At 63.3% G+C, this 19,840-nt stretch carries 17 protein-coding genes; all 17 read left to right on the top strand.

What is annotated here, in order from left to right; genetic code table 11:
• Positions 1–33 precede the first annotated feature (33 nt).
• The 17 genes from leuC (at position 34) to PQR54_RS29770 (ending at position 19,801) form a co-directional block, all read left to right on the top strand.
• Positions 34–1,443: a 3-isopropylmalate dehydratase large subunit gene (gene leuC / locus PQR54_RS29850; protein ID WP_408252043.1), complete on the top strand. Its 1,410-nt coding sequence runs from the start codon at positions 34–36 to the stop codon at positions 1,441–1,443.
• Positions 1,444–1,449: 6 nt separating this feature from the next.
• Positions 1,450–1,608, top strand: a complete 159-nt coding sequence (locus tag PQR54_RS29845; RefSeq protein ID WP_012428640.1) for an entericidin A/B family lipoprotein — start codon at positions 1,450–1,452, stop codon at positions 1,606–1,608.
• An 87-nt stretch (positions 1,609–1,695) separates the two neighbouring features.
• Positions 1,696–2,349 (top strand): 3-isopropylmalate dehydratase small subunit, encoded by a 654-nt coding sequence (leuD, locus tag PQR54_RS29840; RefSeq protein ID WP_106282609.1) that lies wholly within the window; start codon positions 1,696–1,698, stop codon positions 2,347–2,349.
• A 152-nt stretch (positions 2,350–2,501) separates the two neighbouring features.
• Entirely contained in the window at positions 2,502–3,569 is a 1,068-nt protein-coding gene (leuB, locus tag PQR54_RS29835) for a 3-isopropylmalate dehydrogenase (RefSeq protein WP_408252040.1), read from the top strand.
• A gap of 364 nt (positions 3,570–3,933) precedes the next feature.
• Entirely contained in the window at positions 3,934–5,055 is a 1,122-nt protein-coding gene (asd, locus tag PQR54_RS29830; RefSeq protein WP_408252038.1) for an aspartate-semialdehyde dehydrogenase, read from the top strand.
• 139 nt (positions 5,056–5,194) lie between these two features.
• Positions 5,195–7,963: a FimV C-terminal domain-containing protein gene (locus tag PQR54_RS29825; protein WP_408252036.1), complete on the top strand. Its 2,769-nt coding sequence runs from the start codon at positions 5,195–5,197 to the stop codon at positions 7,961–7,963.
• Positions 7,960–8,772 (top strand): tRNA pseudouridine(38-40) synthase TruA, encoded by an 813-nt coding sequence (gene truA / locus PQR54_RS29820; RefSeq protein ID WP_408252034.1) that lies wholly within the window; start codon positions 7,960–7,962, stop codon positions 8,770–8,772. Before PQR54_RS29825 ends, truA begins: the two co-directional genes overlap by 4 nt.
• Entirely contained in the window at positions 8,769–9,482 is a 714-nt protein-coding gene (locus tag PQR54_RS29815; protein WP_408252032.1) for a phosphoribosylanthranilate isomerase, read from the top strand. Before truA ends, PQR54_RS29815 begins: the two co-directional genes overlap by 4 nt.
• Positions 9,483–9,542: 60 nt before the next feature.
• Positions 9,543–10,736: a tryptophan synthase subunit beta gene (trpB, locus tag PQR54_RS29810; protein ID WP_408252031.1), complete on the top strand. Its 1,194-nt coding sequence runs from the start codon at positions 9,543–9,545 to the stop codon at positions 10,734–10,736.
• A gap of 11 nt (positions 10,737–10,747) precedes the next feature.
• A complete protein-coding gene (locus PQR54_RS29805) occupies positions 10,748–11,653 on the top strand; it encodes a DNA-methyltransferase (protein ID WP_408252029.1) in 906 nt (301 codons plus the stop codon).
• A 50-nt stretch (positions 11,654–11,703) separates the two neighbouring features.
• Positions 11,704–12,516, top strand: coding sequence for a tryptophan synthase subunit alpha (trpA, locus tag PQR54_RS29800; protein WP_408252027.1), 813 nt, complete (start codon positions 11,704–11,706; stop codon positions 12,514–12,516).
• Between the two features lie 80 nt (positions 12,517–12,596).
• Complete coding sequence (gene accD, locus PQR54_RS29795; protein ID WP_012428630.1) at positions 12,597–13,469, top strand: acetyl-CoA carboxylase, carboxyltransferase subunit beta; 873 nt, start codon at positions 12,597–12,599, stop codon at positions 13,467–13,469.
• A gap of 347 nt (positions 13,470–13,816) precedes the next feature.
• Positions 13,817–15,127 carry a bifunctional tetrahydrofolate synthase/dihydrofolate synthase gene (folC, locus tag PQR54_RS29790; RefSeq protein WP_408252025.1) on the top strand — a complete coding sequence of 437 codons (1,311 nt, stop codon included), beginning with the start codon at positions 13,817–13,819 and terminating at the stop codon, positions 15,125–15,127.
• Between the two features lie 29 nt (positions 15,128–15,156).
• Entirely contained in the window at positions 15,157–16,080 is a 924-nt protein-coding gene (locus PQR54_RS29785; RefSeq protein WP_408252023.1) for an SPOR domain-containing protein, read from the top strand.
• 7 nt (positions 16,081–16,087) lie between these two features.
• A complete protein-coding gene (locus PQR54_RS29780; protein WP_408252021.1) occupies positions 16,088–16,582 on the top strand; it encodes a CvpA family protein in 495 nt (164 codons plus the stop codon).
• 163 nt (positions 16,583–16,745) lie between these two features.
• A complete protein-coding gene (purF, locus tag PQR54_RS29775) occupies positions 16,746–18,296 on the top strand; it encodes an amidophosphoribosyltransferase (protein WP_012428626.1) in 1,551 nt (516 codons plus the stop codon).
• 314 nt (positions 18,297–18,610) lie between these two features.
• Complete coding sequence (locus PQR54_RS29770; protein ID WP_408252019.1) at positions 18,611–19,801, top strand: O-succinylhomoserine sulfhydrylase; 1,191 nt, start codon at positions 18,611–18,613, stop codon at positions 19,799–19,801.
• Positions 19,802–19,840: the final 39 nt, after the last annotated feature.

Below are 19,840 nucleotides of genomic sequence, written 5' to 3'. Positions count from 1 at the left end.
GGTCAGCCCGAAGTCATTACTACCCCGCATACCATGGCACAGACTCTCTACGACAAATTGTGGAACACACACGTGGTCCACACGGAAGAAGACGGCACGACGATTCTCTATATCGACCGTCACCTGCTGCACGAAGTCACCAGCCCTCAGGCGTTCGAAGGCCTGAAGCTGGCTGAGCGTCCGGTGTGGCGCATCAGCGCGAACCTGGCGGTCTCGGACCACAACGTGCCGACCACGGACCGTAGCCACGGCATCGCCGATCCGGTTTCCAAGCTGCAAGTCGACACGCTCGATTCGAACTGCGACGCCTACGGCATCACGCAGTTCAAGATGAACGATCTGCGTCAGGGCATCGTGCACATCATCGGGCCGGAGCAGGGCGCTACGCTGCCGGGCATGACGATTGTCTGCGGCGACTCGCACACGTCCACGCACGGCGCGTTCGGCGCGTTGGCGCATGGCATCGGCACGTCGGAAGTCGAGCACGTGCTGGCTACGCAAACGCTCTTGCAGAAGAAAAGCAAGAACATGCTGGTGAAGGTGGAAGGCGCGCTGCCGCGTGGCTGCACCGCGAAAGACATCGTGCTGGCCATCATCGGCAAGATCGGCACGGCGGGCGGCACCGGCTATGCCATCGAGTTCGGCGGTTCGACCATTCGCGCGCTCTCAATGGAAGGCCGCATGACGGTCTGCAACATGGCGATCGAAGCTGGCGCGCGCGCCGGCATGGTCGCGGTCGACGACACCACCATCGAGTATCTGAAAGGCCGCCCGTTCTCGCCGGAAGGCGTGGAGTGGGATCACGCGGTCGAGTACTGGAAGCAGTTCAAGACGGACGAGGGCGCGCACTTCGATCGCGTGGTCGAACTGACCGCTGCGGAGATCGTGCCGCAAGTCACGTGGGGCACGTCGCCGGAAATGGTCACGGCCGTGGACGGCCGCGTGCCGGATCCGGATCGCGAGAAGGACCCGGTCAAGCGCGACGCCATGGAGCGCGCGCTGAAATACATGGCGCTCGAACCGAATGCGCCGATCGAGTCGATCAAGCCGGATAAAATCTTCATCGGGTCGTGCACCAACGCGCGCATTGAAGACATTCGCGCCGCGGCTTACGTCGTGAAGAAGCTGGGCCGCCGCGTGGCGCCGAACATCCGTCTGGCCATGGTCGTGCCGGGTTCGGGGCTCGTGAAGGCGCAGGCGGAACGTGAAGGCCTCGACAAGGTCTTCACCGACGCCGGTTTCGAATGGCGTGAACCGGGTTGCTCGATGTGTCTCGCCATGAACGCCGACCGGCTGGATCCGGGCGAACGTTGCGCGTCCACGTCGAATCGGAATTTCGAAGGTCGTCAGGGCGCCGGTGGCCGTACCCACCTCGTGAGCCCCGCGATGGCTGCGGCTGCGGCCATCGAAGGGCATTTCGTCGATATTCGCAAGCTTGGATAAACACGCATGATGAAGAACATCAATCGCACCACTCTATTGCGCCGCTTCGCTCTCGGTACGTTGGCTGGGCTGTTGCTCGGTCTGGCCGGTTGCAACACGGTGCACGGATTCGGCGAGGACATGTCGCACCTCGGCAATTCGATCAGCAATCACGCTGATAAATAAGCGGTTTTTGATTTTTGCCGGCCTTGCGCCGAGCGGCTTTCCGGCCGCCGCGCGCATCGCCCGGTCTTGAAACAGGTGCCAAGCGTCATGGATAAATTCATCGTACACACCGGCGTCGTGGCGCCGCTCGATCGCGAGAACGTCGACACGGACGCGATCATTCCGAAGCAATTCCTGAAGTCGATCAAGCGCACGGGTTTCGGTCCGAACGCGTTCGACGAATGGCGCTACCTCGACCACGGCGAGCCGGGTCAGGACAATTCGAAGCGTCCGCTGAATCCCGATTTCGTGCTGAACCAGCCGCGTTATCAGGGCGCTTCGGTGCTGCTGGCGCGCAAGAACTTCGGTTGCGGCAGCTCGCGCGAGCACGCGCCGTGGGCGCTGGAGCAATACGGCTTTCGCGCGCTGATCGCGCCGAGTTTCGCCGACATTTTCTATAACAACTGTTTCAAGAACGGCGTGCTGCCGATCGTGCTGACTGAACAGCAAGTCGATCACCTGTTCAACGAAACGTATGCGTTCAACGGCTTCAAGCTGACGGTCGACCTCGAAGCGCAAGTCGTGCGCACGTCGGACGGCGGCACCGAATATCCGTTCGAAGTCGCGGCGTTCCGCAAGTACTGCCTGCTGAACGGTTTCGACGACATCGGCCTTACGCTGCGTCACGCGGACAAAATTCGCCAGTTCGAAGCAGAGCGTATTGCGAAGCAGCCTTGGCTGAATCATCGCATCGTCGGCTAAATGCGTGAGGGCCGATCAAGGCCCTCCCGCAGATTCACGCTCGCAAGAAAACGCCGGGCCGCCCCAAGTTTTTTGCCCCTCTCGGGGGACCTGACGCGAAGCGACAGGTCTGGGGGCGCTCTCACTCTCGAAGCAAACCTCAAGGAATTCGCATGAAGATCGCAGTCTTGCCGGGCGACGGCATCGGTCCCGAAATCGTCAAGGAAGCCGTCAAAGTTCTGAACGTGCTCGGCGAAAAGTTCGAACTCGAAGAAGCGCCGGTTGGCGGCGCGGGCTACGAAGCGAAGGGCCACCCGCTGCCCGACTCGACACTGGCGCTGGCGAAAGAAGCCGACGCGATTCTGTTCGGCGCCGTCGGCGACTGGAAGTACGATTCGCTCGAACGCGCGCTGCGTCCGGAGCAGGCCATTCTCGGTCTGCGCAAGCACCTGCAGCTGTTCGCGAACTTCCGTCCGGCGATCTGCTATCCGCAACTCACGGGCGCTTCGTCGTTGAAGGAAGAGATCGTTTCGGGCCTCGATATCCTGATCGTGCGTGAACTGAACGGCGACATCTATTTCGGCGCGCCGCGCGGCGTGCGTTCGTCGCCGGACGGGCTGTTCGAAGGCGCGAAGGAAGGCTTCGACACGATGCGGTATTCAGAGCCTGAAGTGCGCCGCATCGCGCACGTCGCGTTTCAGGCGGCGCAAAAGCGCCAGAAGAAGCTGACGAGCGTCGACAAGGCCAATGTGCTCGAAACCTCGCAATTCTGGCGCGACGTGATGATCGACGTGTCGAAGGAATATGCGGATGTCGAACTGTCGCATATGTACGTCGACAACGCGGCAATGCAACTGGTGAAGGCGCCGAAGGCGTTCGACGTGGTCGTCACCGGCAACATGTTCGGCGACATTCTCTCCGACGAAGCGGCCATGCTGACGGGCTCGATCGGCATGCTGCCGTCGGCTTCGCTCGACAAGGACAACAAGGGCTTGTACGAGCCGTCGCACGGTTCGGCACCGGACATCGCCGGCAAGGGCGTGGCGAATCCGTTGGCCACGATTCTGTCGGCGGCGATGATGCTGCGCTATTCGCTGAACAAAGCGGAGCAGGCGGATCGCATTGAAACCGCAGTGAAAAAGGTGCTCGAACAAGGCTACCGCACCGGCGACATTCTCACGCCGGGTTGCAAGCAGGTCGGCACGGTTGCCATGGGCGACGCGGTTGTCGCCGCGTTGTAAAAGCGGGTGAATCAAGCAGGGTAGTTAGGTCGACAAACGGCCTTTAAAACGCGAATCGGCCTCGAAACAGGCCGATTCCCGCGTAATCCAGACAACAGCGACGGACGACAGCGGCGGACATTGACGTCGCCGGATTCCGGTTTTCGTGTATATTGTGGCGATGGCGCACACAGCTCAAATCTCCTCGATTTCGACACTGCACGGCAAAACGGCCCGTGCGGTTGAGCTCGCCATTACCACCGCCAAAACGATTACCCCGAAAACGATCACGAAACGCTGATCGTCCGTCGTGCCCGCTCATCTTCCCCGCGCGGTCACTGCGGGCAAAGATGCGGGGAAGTTTCCACTCGAAGGGTATGAAGTCATGAACGTAGGTCTCGTAGGTTGGCGCGGCATGGTCGGCAGCGTCCTGATGCAACGCATGCAGCAGGAAGGCGATCTCGATCTTATCGAACCGGTGTTTTTCAGCACCAGCAACGCGGGCGGCAACGCGCCGTCGTTCGCCAAAAACGAGACCAAGCTCAAAGATGCGACAAGCATCGAAGACCTGAAGAAGTGCGAAGCGATCATCTCGTGCCAGGGCGGCGACTACACGAACGAAGTGTTCCCGAAGCTGCGCGCAGCGGGCTGGAACGGCTACTGGATCGACGCGGCTTCGTCGCTGCGCATGAAGGACGACGCCGTCATCATTCTCGATCCGGTCAACCTCGACGTGATCAAGAACGCGCTGGTCAAGGGCCAGAAGAATTTCATCGGCGGCAATTGCACGGTCAGCCTGATGCTGATGGCGCTCGGCGGCCTGTTCCGCGAAAACCTCGTTGACTGGATGACGGCCATGACGTATCAGGCCGCTTCGGGCGCGGGCGCGCAAAACATGCGCGAACTGCTGCAGCAAATGGGCACGCTGTACGGCGCGGCCAAGGAAGACCTGGCGGATCCGTCGTCGGCGATTCTCGACATCGACCGTCGCGTTTTGAGCGCGATGAACAGCGACCGCATGCCGACCGACAACTTCGGCGTGCCGCTCGCCGGCTCGCTGATTCCGTGGATCGACAAGGATCTCGGCAACGGCATGTCGAAGGAAGAGTGGAAGGGCGGCGCGGAAACCAACAAGATTCTCGGCAAGCCGGCCATGGGCACGCCGGGTTCTATTCCTGTCGATGGCCTGTGCGTGCGCATCGGCGCAATGCGCTGCCATTCGCAGGCGTTGACCATCAAGCTGAACAAGGACGTGCCGCTAGACGAAGTGAACAGCATCCTCGCGTCGGGCAACGACTGGGTCAAGGTCGTGCCGAACGAGCGCGAAGCGTCGATGCGCGATCTGTCCCCGGCGGTGGTGACGGGTACGCTGACGGTGCCGGTCGGCCGCGTGCGCAAACTGGCGATGGGCGGCGAATATCTGTCGGCTTTCACGGTCGGCGATCAGCTGTTGTGGGGCGCCGCGGAACCGCTGCGTCGCATGCTTCGCATTGTGCTCGACAAGTAAAGTAAACTACGCGCTCACGACGCGTAGAAAACTCAAGAAGCGTCGCGCTTGCGCGGCGCTTTTTTCATTGTGTGCTCCGATTATCTTGTCTCTTTCCAACCGCAAAAAAGGGCTGCGCGCTGACGCGCCAGGAGTCCCGATGAACCTTCGACTCTCATCCCTTCGGGCTATGTTCAATCTTCCGGGTGCGAGCCGATTGACGGCCGCCGCCGCTGTGTCCGCTGCGCTTGTGTGCGCCGGCGTGGGCAGCGCGGCCGCCGCGCCGGGCGATGCCGCGAGCGCGCCGGACGCCGCCTCCGTTTCGTACGCGAACGGTGGTCAAGTGACGGTGCGGCCTGGGCAGTCGCTGAACGACGTGGCGATTGCCGTCACGCAGTCGCACGACAAGGCGACGCTCGCACGTGCCTCGCGCGCGTTGTTCGATGCGAACCCGAATGCTTTCATGAGTCACGACCCGAGCCGGTTGCGGCTGGGCGCGGTGTTGACGGTGCCGGTGCTGGATGCGTCGGGTGCGCTCGCGGCGTCGGCGGCGGGTGTCGCGGCTGCGCCTGCTTCGGCGCCCAATGCGGCACCTGCGCCCGACGCTGCGAGTTCCGTGGCGCAGGTCAATGCGGCGGCGGCAAGTGCGGCAAGCGCTGCGGCGCGAGCGGCAACGCCAGCCGCCCCCGCTGTTTCGGCGGTGGCCAGTGCGGCCACTGAGGCAAGCTCGGCGGCAACGGGTAGCACGGCTTCGTCGGCAGCGATCGCGGGATCGCAGGCGTCGGCATTGCCGGCCAGCGGCACCCGTGAGTGGTCCGGTTCGATTCAGCCCTCGGCTAACGAGGCTGAGGGCGCATCAGCGGCTGGTGCCGGAACGACTCCGGCGACGACCGCAGCGCAGCCGGCATCGCAACCGCGTGCGCAGGTGTCGAGCTTGCAGCAATTGCTGGCGCTGAAAAATCGCGTGTTGATGGAGTTGCAGAAACACGGCATCGGCGGGACGCCTCCCGCTACGAACACTGCGTCGAACGGTGTCGCGCAGCCGGCGGTTGGCGTGTCATCAGCGGCGGCTGTGCCGAGTCATGGCGCTACACCGGTGGCATCGACATCGCATGATGGCGGCATGTCGCAGACTGAGTTAAGCGTGGCGGCGGCAATTGGCGCGGCGCTTGTTGCGCTGCTGGCGGCGCTGCGCATGGGCCGGCGTAAGCGCGAACGTCTGGCGGCGGAAGCTGCGTCGGCGGATGGCGATGGGGCAGTGTCCGCGCGGGCAACGGACCCGCAGGACGCAGCTTCGACGCGCGAGCAGGTTCCGGCGCGCGGAGCGTCGGATGTCGGCGATGATTCGGCCGTTGGGAACGCGGCCGCACTGGCGGCTGCGGAGCGTGAAGCCGCGGAAGGCGACGCGGCGGCGCGTGAAATGGCGGAACGGGTCGCGGCGGAGCGCGACGCGGAGATTCGTCAGGCCGCTGCGCGGGAGGCGGCCGAGAAAGCGGCGGCTGAACGTCTAGCCGAAGAACAGGCTGCGGCTGAGCGTGCCGCGGCGGAGCAGGCTAAGGCAGCACACGCAGCGGCGGAACGTACGGCAGCAGAGCAGGTTGCGGCAGAACACGCGGCCGCGGAACGCACGGCAGCGGAGCAAGCAGAGGCTAGACGTGCAGCCACGGAGCTCACGGCAGCGGAGCAAGCAGAGGCAGAACACGCAGCGGCGGAACGCACGGCAGCGGAGCGGGCAGAGGCCGAGCGCGCAGCAGCAGAACGCGCAACCGCAGAGCGTGCGGCAGAAAATCAACCCGCCGCAGCCCACACAACCTTCCCTTCACCCGACCTCAACGCGCCCGACCACGTCTCGCACAAGCACGAGCGCGACGCAACGCCCGCATCCGCCGAACCTGCGCAATTCAATCCGAGCATCGCTCCGTCCGCTCAGGGCGGTTCGATTCCGGAACCTCTCCCGGCGCCGCACCACGACGACTTCGACAGCGCGACCACGGCCGCGAGCCTTGCCGCCGCTGCGGAACTCGGCGCCGAGGCGTTGCCGTTGGCGCCGCTCGAGCCCGTCGACGACGCCTTCCTGCACGAGGAACCCGCTCATCGTCTGCAATGGGACGATACGCCGGCCGCGCGGCTGGAGCCGTCGATCGAGTCGCAGCGTCATCTGGACCCGCCGCCGGCGGTCGATTTCACGCAGCCGCACGTCGAGCCGCACTCCACTCCGGCGTTCGGTCAGTCGCACAGCGATGCAGCTTCGCCGGCCGAGCCGTTGTCGGACGAGGCGCAGCATGCGCATAGCGAACCGGCGCACGAGCCGCATCATCCGGCCCAAACGGTACCGTCCGATGCCACAACGACGCTCGAGCCCGAAGAACCCCGAGCGCAACCCCAATCCGCACCCGCAGCCGTGCCGACCGAATTCCCGCGCGACGCCGTCGATGCGTTCGGCAGCCTCGATATGCCGTTGCCCCCACGCGTCGAGTCGTCCGCGGATGCCTTGCAAGCCCCCGTCTCACTGTCGAGCCAGCCGGTGGCGTCGCCGGAAACCACTGCACGACAGGCCGTGCCGCTGCCCCACCCGGACGACGACACGCCGCACATTGCCGACGAAATCACCGCAGGCACCGCAGGCCACGCGGCCGTCGCGGGCTTGGGCGCGGGTTTTGGCACGGGCTTGGGTGCGGCCAGTTTCGGCGCGTTGAAGCTCGATTTCGATCTCGAGTTGCCGCCGAGCCCGGCCCAGCCGTTGCCGGCGTTTACGCAGAACGATCTGAGCCGCATCGCCCGCAACAAGCTCGAACTGGCGGCCGAATACATCGAGCTGGGCGATCTGTCCGGCGCGCGCGCGCTCATCAACGAAGTGATCGAGACGAACGATCCGGGTACGCGCACCGAGGCCCGCGCGTTGCTCTCGACGCTCGCACCGTTGTCGTGAAGCGTATTGCTCTAGGCGTCCAGTACGACGGTTCGGCATTCTGCGGCTGGCAGTCGCAACCGCACCGCAACACCGTGCAGGACGAGCTCGAACGGGCGCTGCGCGAGTTTGCGCGGACGCCGCTGCAAACCGTCGTCGCGGGGCGCACGGATACGGGGGTGCATGGCCTTGGGCAGGTTGTGCACTTCGATACCGAACTGGATCGTGCCGACGTTTCCTGGGTTCGCGGCACCAATTCGTTTCTGCCGAAGACGATCTCGGTGCAGTGGGCCAAGCCGATGCCGGACGAGTTCCACGCGCGTTTCTCCGCGTTCGAGCGGACTTATTACTACGTGCTGTATGTCCATCCAGTACGCTCGCCGATGCTGGCGACGCGGGCCGGCTGGGTGCATACGGCGCTCGACGTCGACGCGATGCAGAAGGCCGCCGCGCATCTGCTCGGCGAACACGACTTTTCGGCGTTCCGTTCGTCGCAATGCCAGGCGAAAACGCCGGTCAAGCACCTGTATCAGATCGACGTGAAGCAACAGGGCGACTTCGTCCATTTCCGTTTTCGGGCGAACGCGTTCCTGCACCACATGGTGCGCAATCTGATGGGCTGCCTGGTCTACATCGGCGGTGGCCGTCGCCCGGTCGAATGGATGGCTGAGGTGCTCGAGAGCCGCGATCGCGATTTCGCCGCGCCGACCTTCATGCCGGACGGTTTGTATCTGGCGCAGGTGGGCTATCCTGAGCAATTCGCCGTGCCCGCGCCGCAAACGGGCAGCGTGCCGTGGAATACCGTATGGACCGAGCAAGCGCAAACATGAACTCAACCGAAAACCTCCCGAACGAATCCCACGAAGGCGTCCAGCACCAGGCCGCGCCGCATCGCACGCGCATCAAGCTGTGCGGCCTGTCGAAGCCCGGCGACGTGTCCCGGGCGATCGACCTCGGCGCCGACGCAATCGGCCTCGTGTTCTACCCGCCAAGCCCGCGTTCGGTCAGCGTCGCGCAGGCGGTCGAACTGGTGCACGATGTGCCGCCGTTCGTCTCGGTGGTCGGCCTGTTCGTCAACGCCACGCCGGACTGGATTCGCGAGGTTGCGAGCAACGTCGGACTCACGCTGTTGCAGTTTCACGGCGATGAGACGCCGGAACAGTGCGAATCGCTCGCCGGCGTTGCGGGTTTGCCTTGGTTGCGCGCGTTGCGCGTTGCGGCGGATACTCAGCCGGCTGATTTGGTAAAATCGGCTCTCAGCTATTCAGCAGCCAGCGGCCTTCTGTTCGACACTCATGTCGAAGGGTACGGCGGCGGCGGGAAGGTCTTCGATTGGTCACTTATTCCAGCAGAGCTCGCGCGTCGGGCCGTTTTGAGTGGTGGGTTGAACGCGCAAAACGTCAGTGAAGCGATCCATCGCGTGCGCCCGTACGCGGTCGATGTCTCGAGCGGCATCGAAACGCCGGGCGCCAAGGGCGTGAAAGATCACGCCCGGATGGCGGCGTTCGTACGCGCGGTGCGCGCAGCGGACGCCGAATGATTCCGGCGCGGCGGTTATCTCGCACGAGAACCGCGCGCCACACTGAGAAGAGTGATCACCATGTATAACTTGCCTGACGAAAGAGGCCATTTCGGCCAGTTTGGCGGCGTGTTCGTCGCTGAAACGTTGGTCCACGCGCTCGACGAACTGCGTGCGGCATACAACAAATATAAGCAAGACCCGGAATTCGTCGCCGAATACGAGCGCGAATTGAAGTATTTCGTCGGCCGTCCGTCGCCGATTTATCACGCTCAGCGCTGGAGCGAAATGCTCGGCGGCGCGCAGATTTTCCTCAAGCGCGAAGACCTGAATCACACCGGCGCACACAAGGTCAACAATGTGATCGGCCAGGCGCTGCTCGCTAAACGCATGGGCAAACCGCGCGTGATCGCGGAAACCGGCGCCGGTCAGCACGGCGTGGCGACGGCAACCATCGCCGCGCGTTTCGGTATGGAATGCGTGGTCTATATGGGCGCCGAGGACGTGCGCCGTCAGGCCGCCAATGTGTACCGCATGAAGCTGCTCGGCGCGACAGTCGTGCCGGTCGAGTCGGGCTCGCGAACCTTGAAGGACGCGTTGAACGAAGCCATGCGCGACTGGGTCACCAACGTCGAAAACACGTTCTACATCATCGGCACGGTGGCGGGACCGCATCCTTACCCGATGATGGTGCGCGACTTCCAGCGCGTGATCGGCGACGAGTGCAAAGTGCAAATGCCTGAGCTCGTTGGCCGTCAGCCGGACGCAGTGATTGCATGTGTTGGCGGTGGTTCGAACGCAATGGGCATCTTTTACCCGTACATTGACGACACTTCGGTGAAACTTATTGGCGTCGAGGCAGCCGGCGACGGCATCGAATCCGGCCGCCACGCGGCGTCGCTGATCGGCGGAAGCCCCGGCGTGCTGCACGGCAATCGCACGTACCTGCTTCAGGACGAAAACGGCCAGATTATCGAGACGCATTCGGTATCGGCGGGCCTGGACTATCCGGGTGTCGGCCCTGAGCACGCGTGGCTAAAAGACAGCAAACGCGCGGAATATGTCGGCATCACCGACGAAGAAGCGCTCAAAGCATTCCACGATTGCTGCCGGATCGAAGGCATCATTCCGGCACTGGAATCCAGCCACGCGCTGGCCTATGCCGCGAAACTCGCGCCGACCCTGCCGAAGGACAAGTACCTTCTGGTCAATTTGTCGGGCCGCGGCGACAAGGACATGCATACGGTCGCTGAGCGATCGGGCATTCAGTTCTGAGCGCCGCGACGATGCGTGACGAGTTCGACGAGCCGCAGCCGGCAATTGAAACCACGCCGGCCGCCGAGATACCGGCGGCCGAGGCGCCTGCATCGCTGTTGCCGCAGGTGCCTGCCGGCATCCAGCTGTTGAACCGCGATTTTTTGACCGATGTAGCGAACATCCCCGACGGATCGATCGATCTGATCGTATGCGATCCTCCCTACGGGCTCGGCAAGGATTACGGCAACGACTCCGACATGCGTACGGGCGAAGATTTTCTCGCCTGGACGCGTGGCTGGCTCGAACTGGCTGTTCCGAAGCTCAAGCCATCGGGTTCGCTCTATATATTCTGCACCTGGCAGTACGCGCCGGAAATCTTCAGCTTCCTGAAGACAAAACTCACGATGATCAACGAAATCATCTGGGACCGGCGCGTGCCAAGCATGGGCGGAACGGTGCGCCGGTTCACGTCGGTGCATGACAACATCGGCTTTTTCGCGGTGTCGAAGGATTACTTCTTCGATCTCGATCCCGTCCGCATCCCGTACGATGCCGCCACGAAGAAGGCGCGTTCGCGTAAATTGTTCGAAGGCAGTAAGTGGCTCGAGGTTGGCTATAATCCAAAAGATGTCTGGTCGGTGTCGCGGCTGCATCGGCAACATGCTGAGCGCGTCGCGCACCCTACCCAGAAGCCTCTGGAAATTGTCGAGCGGATGGTGCTGGCAAGTTGTCCGAAGGGCGGCCGTGTGCTCGACCCTTTCATGGGCAGCGGCACCACCGCAGTCGCTTGCGCCCGTCAGCAGCGCGAATTCGTCGGCTATGAAATCAATGAAAGTTACTGCGCGATCGCGCGCGAACGCGTCAGCGCCGCTGCCAATCCGCCTGTTGCGCGCCGGGTCAAAGCCAAAACTCAACGGCAAACCGAAGTGCAATGAGCGACATGCAGTGAGCACGCTGCGCAGTAACCCAAATCCGAGAATATTCCATGTCCCGTATCAAGAACACGTTTGCTGCGCTGTCCGCCCAGGGTAAGAAAGGTCTGATTCCGTTCATGACGGCCGGCGACCCGGACCCCGTGCGCACGGTCGAATTCATGCATGCGCTGGCCGCCGGCGGCGCCGATGTGATCGAACTCGGCGTGCCGTTTTCCGACCCGATGGCCGACGGTCCGGTGATCCAGCAGTCTTCGGAACGCGCGTTGGCCCACGGCGTGTCGCTGCGCACCGTGATTGCCGACGTCAAGCGCTTCCGCGAGACCAATGACACCACGCCCGTCGTGCTGATGGGCTACGCCAATCCGATCGAACGCATGGGTACCGAAGCCTTTGCGAAGGCGGCCAAGGAAGCTGGCGTCGACGGCGTACTGGTTGTCGATTACCCGCCGGAAGAGTGTGCTAACTTCGCTGAACAGATGCGATCTGCCGGCATCGATCCGATTTTCCTGCTGGCGCCCACATCTACCGACGAGCGTATCGCGGAAGTCGGCAAGATTGCCAGCGGCTACGTCTATTATGTGTCGTTGAAAGGCGTGACCGGAGCGGCAAATCTGGACGTTTCCAGCATCGCGAGTAAAATCCCGGCCATCAAGTCGCGCGTCCCCCTGCCGGTGGGCGTCGGTTTCGGTATCCGCGACGCGCAAACCGCGCGTTCGGTGGCCGAAGTGTCCGATGCCGTCGTGATCGGCAGCCGTATCGTGCAATTGCTCGAACAGGCGGCGCCCGAAGCCGCTGCCGAGACGCTCACGCGTTTCGTCGCTGAAGTGCGCGAGGCGCTGGATAGCGTCGCGACTGCCCGATAACAGTTATTTTTGTCTTCTGTAGTGTGAGCGGCGGGCTTGTCCCGCCGTTTGCGCGATCGTAGACCCGAGAAGGATTCACTATGAGCTGGCTCGACAAACTGCTGCCGCCGAAAATCAAACAAACCGACCCGAAGAACCGCAAGGGAATTCCGGAAGGGCTGTGGATCAAGTGCCCGTCGTGTGAAGCGGTGCTATACCGCAACGACGTCGAGGCCAATCTGCATGTTTGCCCGAAGTGCGACCATCACATGCGCATTGGCGCACGTGAGCGGCTCGACGGTCTGCTCGATCCGGAAGGCCGCTACGAGATCGGCCAGGAAATCGTCCCGGTCGACGCGCTCAAGTTCAAAGACAGCCGCAAGTATCCAGACCGCCTGAAAGAGGCGATGGACGACACCGACGAAACCGACGCGATGGTCGTCATGGGCGGCGCGATCCATACGCTGCCGGTGGTGGTGGCCTGCTTCGAGTTCTCGTTCATGGGCGGTTCGATGGGTTCGGTGGTTGGCGAGCGCTTTGCGCGCGGCGCACAGAACGCGCTCGAACAGAAAGTGCCGTTCATCTGCTTCACCGCTTCGGGCGGCGCGCGCATGCAGGAAAGCCTGTTGTCGCTGATGCAGATGGCGAAGACCACGGCCATGCTGACCAAGCTCGCCGAAGCCAAGCTGCCGTTCATCTCCGTGCTGACCGACCCGACCATGGGCGGCGTGTCGGCCAGTTTCGCGTTCCTCGGCGACGTGGTGATCGCGGAGCCTAAGGCGTTGATCGGTTTTGCCGGTCCGCGCGTGATCGAACAAACCGTGCGTGAGAAGCTGCCGGAAGGCTTCCAGCGCGCCGAGTTCCTGCTGACGAAGGGCGCGATCGACATGATCGTCGACCGTCGCAAGCTGCGTGAAGAGCTTGCGCAATTGATGGCGCTTTTGAGCCATCAGCCGGCTGACGCAGTCGCGTAAGCAGGCTCCGAAGTGGACGGTCGTCGCGTTTCTTAAGCGCGGCGGCGGTTAGAAAAGCAGCAAAAATAGCGCGCCGCGTGAGCGATCAAGCGGCGCGCTGTCATTTCCGGGATAATCACGGTCTCGCAACGCGGCGCGGGTTGCTGACGGCGGCCAGCGCAGGCGTGCGTGGTTTGCGCGCATAAAGTGGCGCCCGCCGGACTAGACTCTGGCCGCAGCCGCAGCCGCAGCCGCAGCCGCAGCCGCAGCCGCAGCCGCAGCCGCAGCCGCAGCCGCAGCCGCAGCCGCACGCTTCGCTCCGCGCCCATTCGCAACACTGCCTAATCGATTTACTCGCGATTCGCCCGATGACCACATTCCCCACCCTCGACGCGTGGCTCACGCACCTTGAATCCGCGCATCCGGTCGGCATCGACATGGGGCTGGCCCGCATCAGCCAGGTGCGCGACGCGATGAAACTGTCGTTCGCGTGTCCGGTCATCACGGTCGGCGGCACGAACGGCAAGGGTTCCACTTGCGCGATTCTCGAATCCATTCTGCTGCGCGCCGGGTTCACGGTCGGCTGCCACACGTCACCGCATCTGCTGTCGTTCAACGAGCGCGCGCGGGTGAACGGCGCAATGGCCAGCGACGCGGAGCTGCTGCCGCACTTCGAAGCGGTTGAAGCCGCGCGTCTGAGCCTTGCCGAACCGGTCACGCTGACTTACTTCGAGTTCACGACTCTGGCGATCATGAGCCTGTTCGCTTCGCGCGGACTGGATGCGGTGATATTCGAAGTCGGTCTTGGTGGCCGCCTCGACGCGGTCAATATCCTCGATACCGATTGCGCGATCATCACCAGCATCGATATCGATCACACGGAATATCTCGGCGACACGCGCGAGAAAATCGGCTTCGAAAAAGCCGGCATTTTCCGTCCGGGCAAGCCGGCGATCTGCGCGGACCCGGTTCCGCCGCAGTCGCTGATCGATCATGCGGAAAAAATCGGCGCCGAATTGTGGCTGTTCGGCCGCGATTTCCGCTATGAAGGCCAGGCCGGCAGCGAACGCCAGCAATGGAGCTACGTCGGCCCGACCATGCGGCGCTCGGCGCTCGCCTATCCGGCGCTGCGCGGCGCGAACCAATTGATCAACACGTCGGCGGCGCTGGCCGGGCTCGAAGCGCTGCGTGACCGTCTGCCGGTGTCGGCACAAGACATCCGCCTCGGCCTTGCCAACGTGGAACTGCCGGGACGTTTCCAGGTGCTGCCGGGCAAGCCGGCTATCGTGCTGGACGTCGGCCACAATCCGCACGCGGCCGCCGTGCTGGCGCAAAACCTCGGCAACATGGGTTTCTTCCCCTACACGTATGCGGTGTTCGGCGCGATGCGCGACAAGGACATTGCCGGCGTACTGGCGAACCTGAAAGGCGAAATCGATCACTGGTGCGTGACCGATTTGCCGACGCCGCGGGCGGCGTCGGCGGAAGAGCTCGAAGCGGCCTTGCGCGAGCAGGGCGTGGAAGAGGCCGCCGACAGCAGCGTGACGCGCTACGCCACACCGGCAGAGGCTTTCCAAGACGCGCTAAAACGAGCGTCAGAGAATGATAGAATCGTGGTTTTCGGCAGTTTCTATACGGTAGCCGGCGTGATGGCCTACCGTAAATCGCAGCAACACTGAACGGGCGCCAGGCTCGAACCAAGCGATTCATGGGAATTTTCTCGTTCGGCAAGAAAGACGACGCGCCCAACCGGCGCGGCGCAAACACCAGTTCCACCCGGGCCGCCCGTGGCGAGCGCGTGGAGCGGCGAACCCGCCGCACGGAGCGCACCGTCGACGCCGATGCGATGCTGCTCGACCCTACGTTGCCGGAAAAGCAGCGTGCGCGTCGCCGCCTCGTCGGCGCGATCGCGATGGTCGTGGCGGCGGTCGTGATTCTGCCGATGGTGCTGGACTCACACCCCAAGCCCGTCACAGACGACATCTCCATAGACATCCCAAGCCGTCCCGCGCCGAAGCTTGCCAAAGCCCAGGAAGACACGCAGGCCGGCGTAGCACCCGATAACCCCGCAACGCCAGACGCGGCACTCGCCGCATCCGGCCTTGCGCCGGCAACGGCAGCCAAGCAAGGCCAGTCCGGCGCCACCAAGCAATCGAGCACGGAGACGAACGCAGCGGCGTCCGCGGCCAAGCCGGCGGCGAAACCGCAAGCACCGTCCGTGGCGGCGAACACTACGCCGGCGGCGCCCGCAGCGCCCGCCAAACCGGCGACGAAACCGCCGGTCACGCATAACGCCGCGACCGCACCGGCTGCGCAGGCCCCGAATTCCGACGACACGACCACAGCCGCCAGCGCGGACGCGAACTCCGGCACGCCGGCCTCGCCGCCGGGCAGCCGTTTCGCGGTGCAACTCGGCGCCTTCGCGAACGACGCCAACGCGCGCAATTGGGCGGCCAAGTTGAAAGCGGCGGGTGTGCCCGCATATACCGAACATCGAAAGCAGGCTGACGGCTCCACGCTCACGTTGCTGCGTGCCGGCCCGTTCGCCGACCGTGCAGCGGCAAGCGCCGCCATCGCAAAGGTTCGCGAGGTCGGCTTGACGTCGGGCGCGAACAGCGGCACCGCACAGTAAGCGAGCGATGTTCACTGCCTTCGACTACGCTGTAATGGCGGTGATCGGTTTGTCAGCGCTGCGCGGCACATGGCGCGGGTTTTTGTCCGAGATATTCGGGCTGATCGGCTGGATTGCGGCGTTTTTCATTGCTTGCCGCTTCGTCGGTTACGTCGTGCCGTACATCCCGTCCAACTGGCCGGGCGGCGCGTTGACCCAATGGCTGCTGGCCTTTGCGCTGGTGGTGGTCGGTGTGGTGCTGGTGGCGAGCGTGCTGAACGCCCTTTTGAGCCGCATCGTGCAGGCAACCGGCTTGAGCGGCGTGGACCGCTCGCTCGGTTTGATGTTCGGCCTCGTGCGCGGGGTCATTCTGGTGCTGATTCTGGTCGCCCTGGCTGGCTTGACCGAACTGCCCCAACAGGAATTCTGGCGCAACGCCTTGCTTCGGCCCTATGCGGTCGAGGGCGTGCACGTAATGAAACCGCTGCTTCCCGAGACGCTGGCTGCTTACGTCCGAGTGTGACGATCAGGCGAGTGGATAGGGAAACGCAGCAGGACACCGGCGCAAACCGGCTGCCTTTACGTTCGGTCGCGTAGCTTCGCGAACGCCCCGAAAGACGTCACTTCGGGACACCATCGCAGGCAGCGGCCGCCATGACGAATTTCGTACCTTTGAAGGACATGCCATGTGCGGCATCGTAGGCGTAGTTTCCCACTCTCCGGTCAATCAGCTGATCTATGACAGCCTGCTGCTCCTGCAGCACCGCGGTCAGGACGCCGCCGGCATCGCGACAGCGAACGGCAGCAACTTCCACATGCACAAGGCCAACGGCATGGTGCGCGACGTGTTCCGCACGCGCAACATGCGCAGCCTGCCCGGCACGACCGGTATCGGCCAGGTCCGTTACCCGACCGCCGGTTCCGCATCGAGCGAAGAAGAAGCCCAGCCGTTCTACGTGAACGCGCCGTTCGGCATCATCCTTGCGCACAACGGCAATCTGACCAACTGGCAGCAACTGAAAGATGAGATGTTCCGCATCGATCGCCGCCACATCAATACCAATTCCGACACGGAAGTCATGCTCAACGTGCTCGCGCACGAATTGCAGCTTTCCAGCTCGGGCCTGCAACTCGATCCGGCTGCGCTGTTCAAGGCCGTGTCGGGCGTGCATCGCCGGGTGCGCGGGTCGTACGCGATCGTGTCGCTGATCGCCGGTTATGGCCTGCTGGGTTTCCGTGACCCGTTCGGCATCCGTCCGCTGTGCCTCGGCAAGCAGGAAACGGCGGAAGGCGTGGAGTGGATCCTGGCGTCGGAGTCGGTGGCGATCGAAGGTATCGGCTTCGAATTCGTGCGCGACGTGGCGCCGGGCGAAGCGATTTTCATCGACATCGAAGGCAATCTGCACTCGCAGCAATGTGCCACGAACCCGAGCCTGAACCCCTGCATTTTCGAACTCGTGTATCTGGCGCGTCCGGACTCGGTGCTCGACGGCGTGCCCGTCTACAACGTGCGGCTGCGCATGGGCGACTACCTCGCCGAGAAGATCAAGCGCGAGCTGCCCGACGTTCCGATCGACGTCGTGATGCCGATTCCCGATTCGTCCCGGCCGGCCGCGATGCAGGTCGCGAAGAAGCTGGGCGTGGAATACCGGGAAGGCTTCTTCAAGAACCGTTATGTCGGCCGCACCTTCATCATGCCGGGCCAGGCCGTGCGCAAGAAGTCGGTGCGCCAGAAGCTGAACGCCATGGGCATCGAGTTCAAGGGCAAGAACGTGCTGATCGTCGACGACTCCATCGTTCGCGGCACCACGTCGCATGAAATCGTGCAGATGGCGCGCGATGCCGGCGCGAACAAGGTGATCTTCGCTTCGGCAGCGCCGCCGGTGAAATTCCCGAACGTCTACGGCATCGACATGCCGACGCGCGGTGAACTCGTCGCCCACGGCCGCTCGGACGACGAAGTCGCGCGCATGATCGGCGCGGACCACCTCGTCTATCAAGATGTCGACGCGCTCAAGCAAGCGGTGCGCGATATCAACCCGGCGCTTAAGGAATTCGAAGCATCGTGTTTCGACGGCAACTACGTGACCGGCGACGTGACCACCGAGTACCTCGACCGCATCGAAACCGCGCGTCTTGCACCGTCTTCGCAATCGGACCGCGACGCCGCGAGCGATGCGATCGACGGCGGTGCGCCGGCCCGTTCGCAATTGCATTTGCAGTTGTCGGTGGGTTGAACGCAGCTGAGGGATGAGTGATCCGCTCCCGGCAAGGCACGCTGCACGCCACGCCGGGAGCGTGTTAGCATGATGGCTTGCGTCGATTTGAACTCAGCTTGCGGACGCGGGGCAACCCGAAACAGCTAAAGCGAATGGTGGAAAAGCCGCATTCATCTACCTCCGCTCCAGCTTTCCCCCGCACATGAAGCCCGCTTATGCCGACGCAAAAGCGGGCTTTTTTGTTGCTGCCGTTCGGCTCGATACGCTTAGCTCACTTCATTTGAGCCGCGTATGCCGAACGCAGCCATGGAACATTGGAAACCAGAACCAACATGGACGACTCCCTGAACTTCGACACGCTGGCAGTCCGCTCGGGCACGGTGCGCAGCGACTTCAACGAACATTCGGAAGCGATTTTCCTGACTTCGAGCTTCGTGTTCGAGAGCGCTGCCGACGCGGCCGAAAAATTCAAGAATTCCGAAGACAACTACACCTACTCGCGCTTCACGAACCCGACCGTCTCGATGTTCCAGGATCGTCTGGCCGCGCTCGAAGGCGGCGAAGCCTGCATGGCGACGGCGTCGGGCATGGCCGCGATCATGTCGGTAGTGATGTCGGCGTTGCAGGCGGGCGACCATCTGGTCAGCTCGCAGGCGCTGTTCGGCTCGACCCTCGGCATGTTCTCGCAGATCTTCAGCAAGTTCGGCATCGCGACCACATTCGTCGATCCGACCGATCTGGACGCGTGGAAAAACGCCGTGCGTCCGGAGACGAAGATGTTCTTCCTCGAAACGCCGTCGAATCCGCTGACCGAAGTCGCCGACATCGAAGCGATCAGCAAGATCGCCAAAGCGTCGAACGCGCTGTTCGTGGTGGACAACTGTTTCTGCAGCCCGGCCTTGCAACAGCCGCTGAAGCTCGGCGCGGACGTCGTGATGCATTCGGCCACTAAGTTCCTCGACGGCCAAGGTCGCGTGCTCGGCGGTGCGCTGGTCGGCTCGAAGCAGTTCATCATGGAAAAGGTGTTTCCGTTCGTTCGCAGCGCCGGGCCGACGCTGTCCGCGTTCAACGCATGGGTGTTGCTTAAGGGTATGGAAACGCTGTCGCTGCGCGTCGAAAAGCAGTCAGCGAATGCGCTCGAAATCGCGCGCTGGCTGGAAGCGCATCCGGCCGTGAATCGCGTGTTCTATCCGGGGCTTGAATCGCACCCGCAGCACGCGCTGGCCATGCGTCAGCAGAAGGCGGGCGGCGCGATCCTCTCGTTCGAACTGAAGGGCGATACGCCGGAGCAAATGCGCGCGAATGCATGGCGCGTGATCGACAACACGAAGATCTGCTCGATCACCGGCAACCTCGGCGATACGCGTACCACCATCACGCATCCGGCTACGACGACGCATGGTCGCGTGACGCCGGAAGCGCGCGCGGCGGCGGGCATTAGCGAAGGCTTGATTCGTTTGGCGGTCGGTCTGGAAAACGCCGGCGATATTCGCGGCGATCTGGAGCGCGGTCTGGCGGGTTGAGCGAAGAAGGTTCGAGCGAATGCTCGAACGAATGTGTGA

The organism is Paraburkholderia phytofirmans (genome assembly GCF_046028095.1).
Classification (GTDB): Bacteria; Pseudomonadota; Gammaproteobacteria; order Burkholderiales; family Burkholderiaceae; genus Paraburkholderia; species Paraburkholderia phytofirmans_A.
The sequence above is the reverse complement of the archived record's forward strand: the minus strand, read 5'-3'. Positions and strand labels throughout refer to the sequence as shown.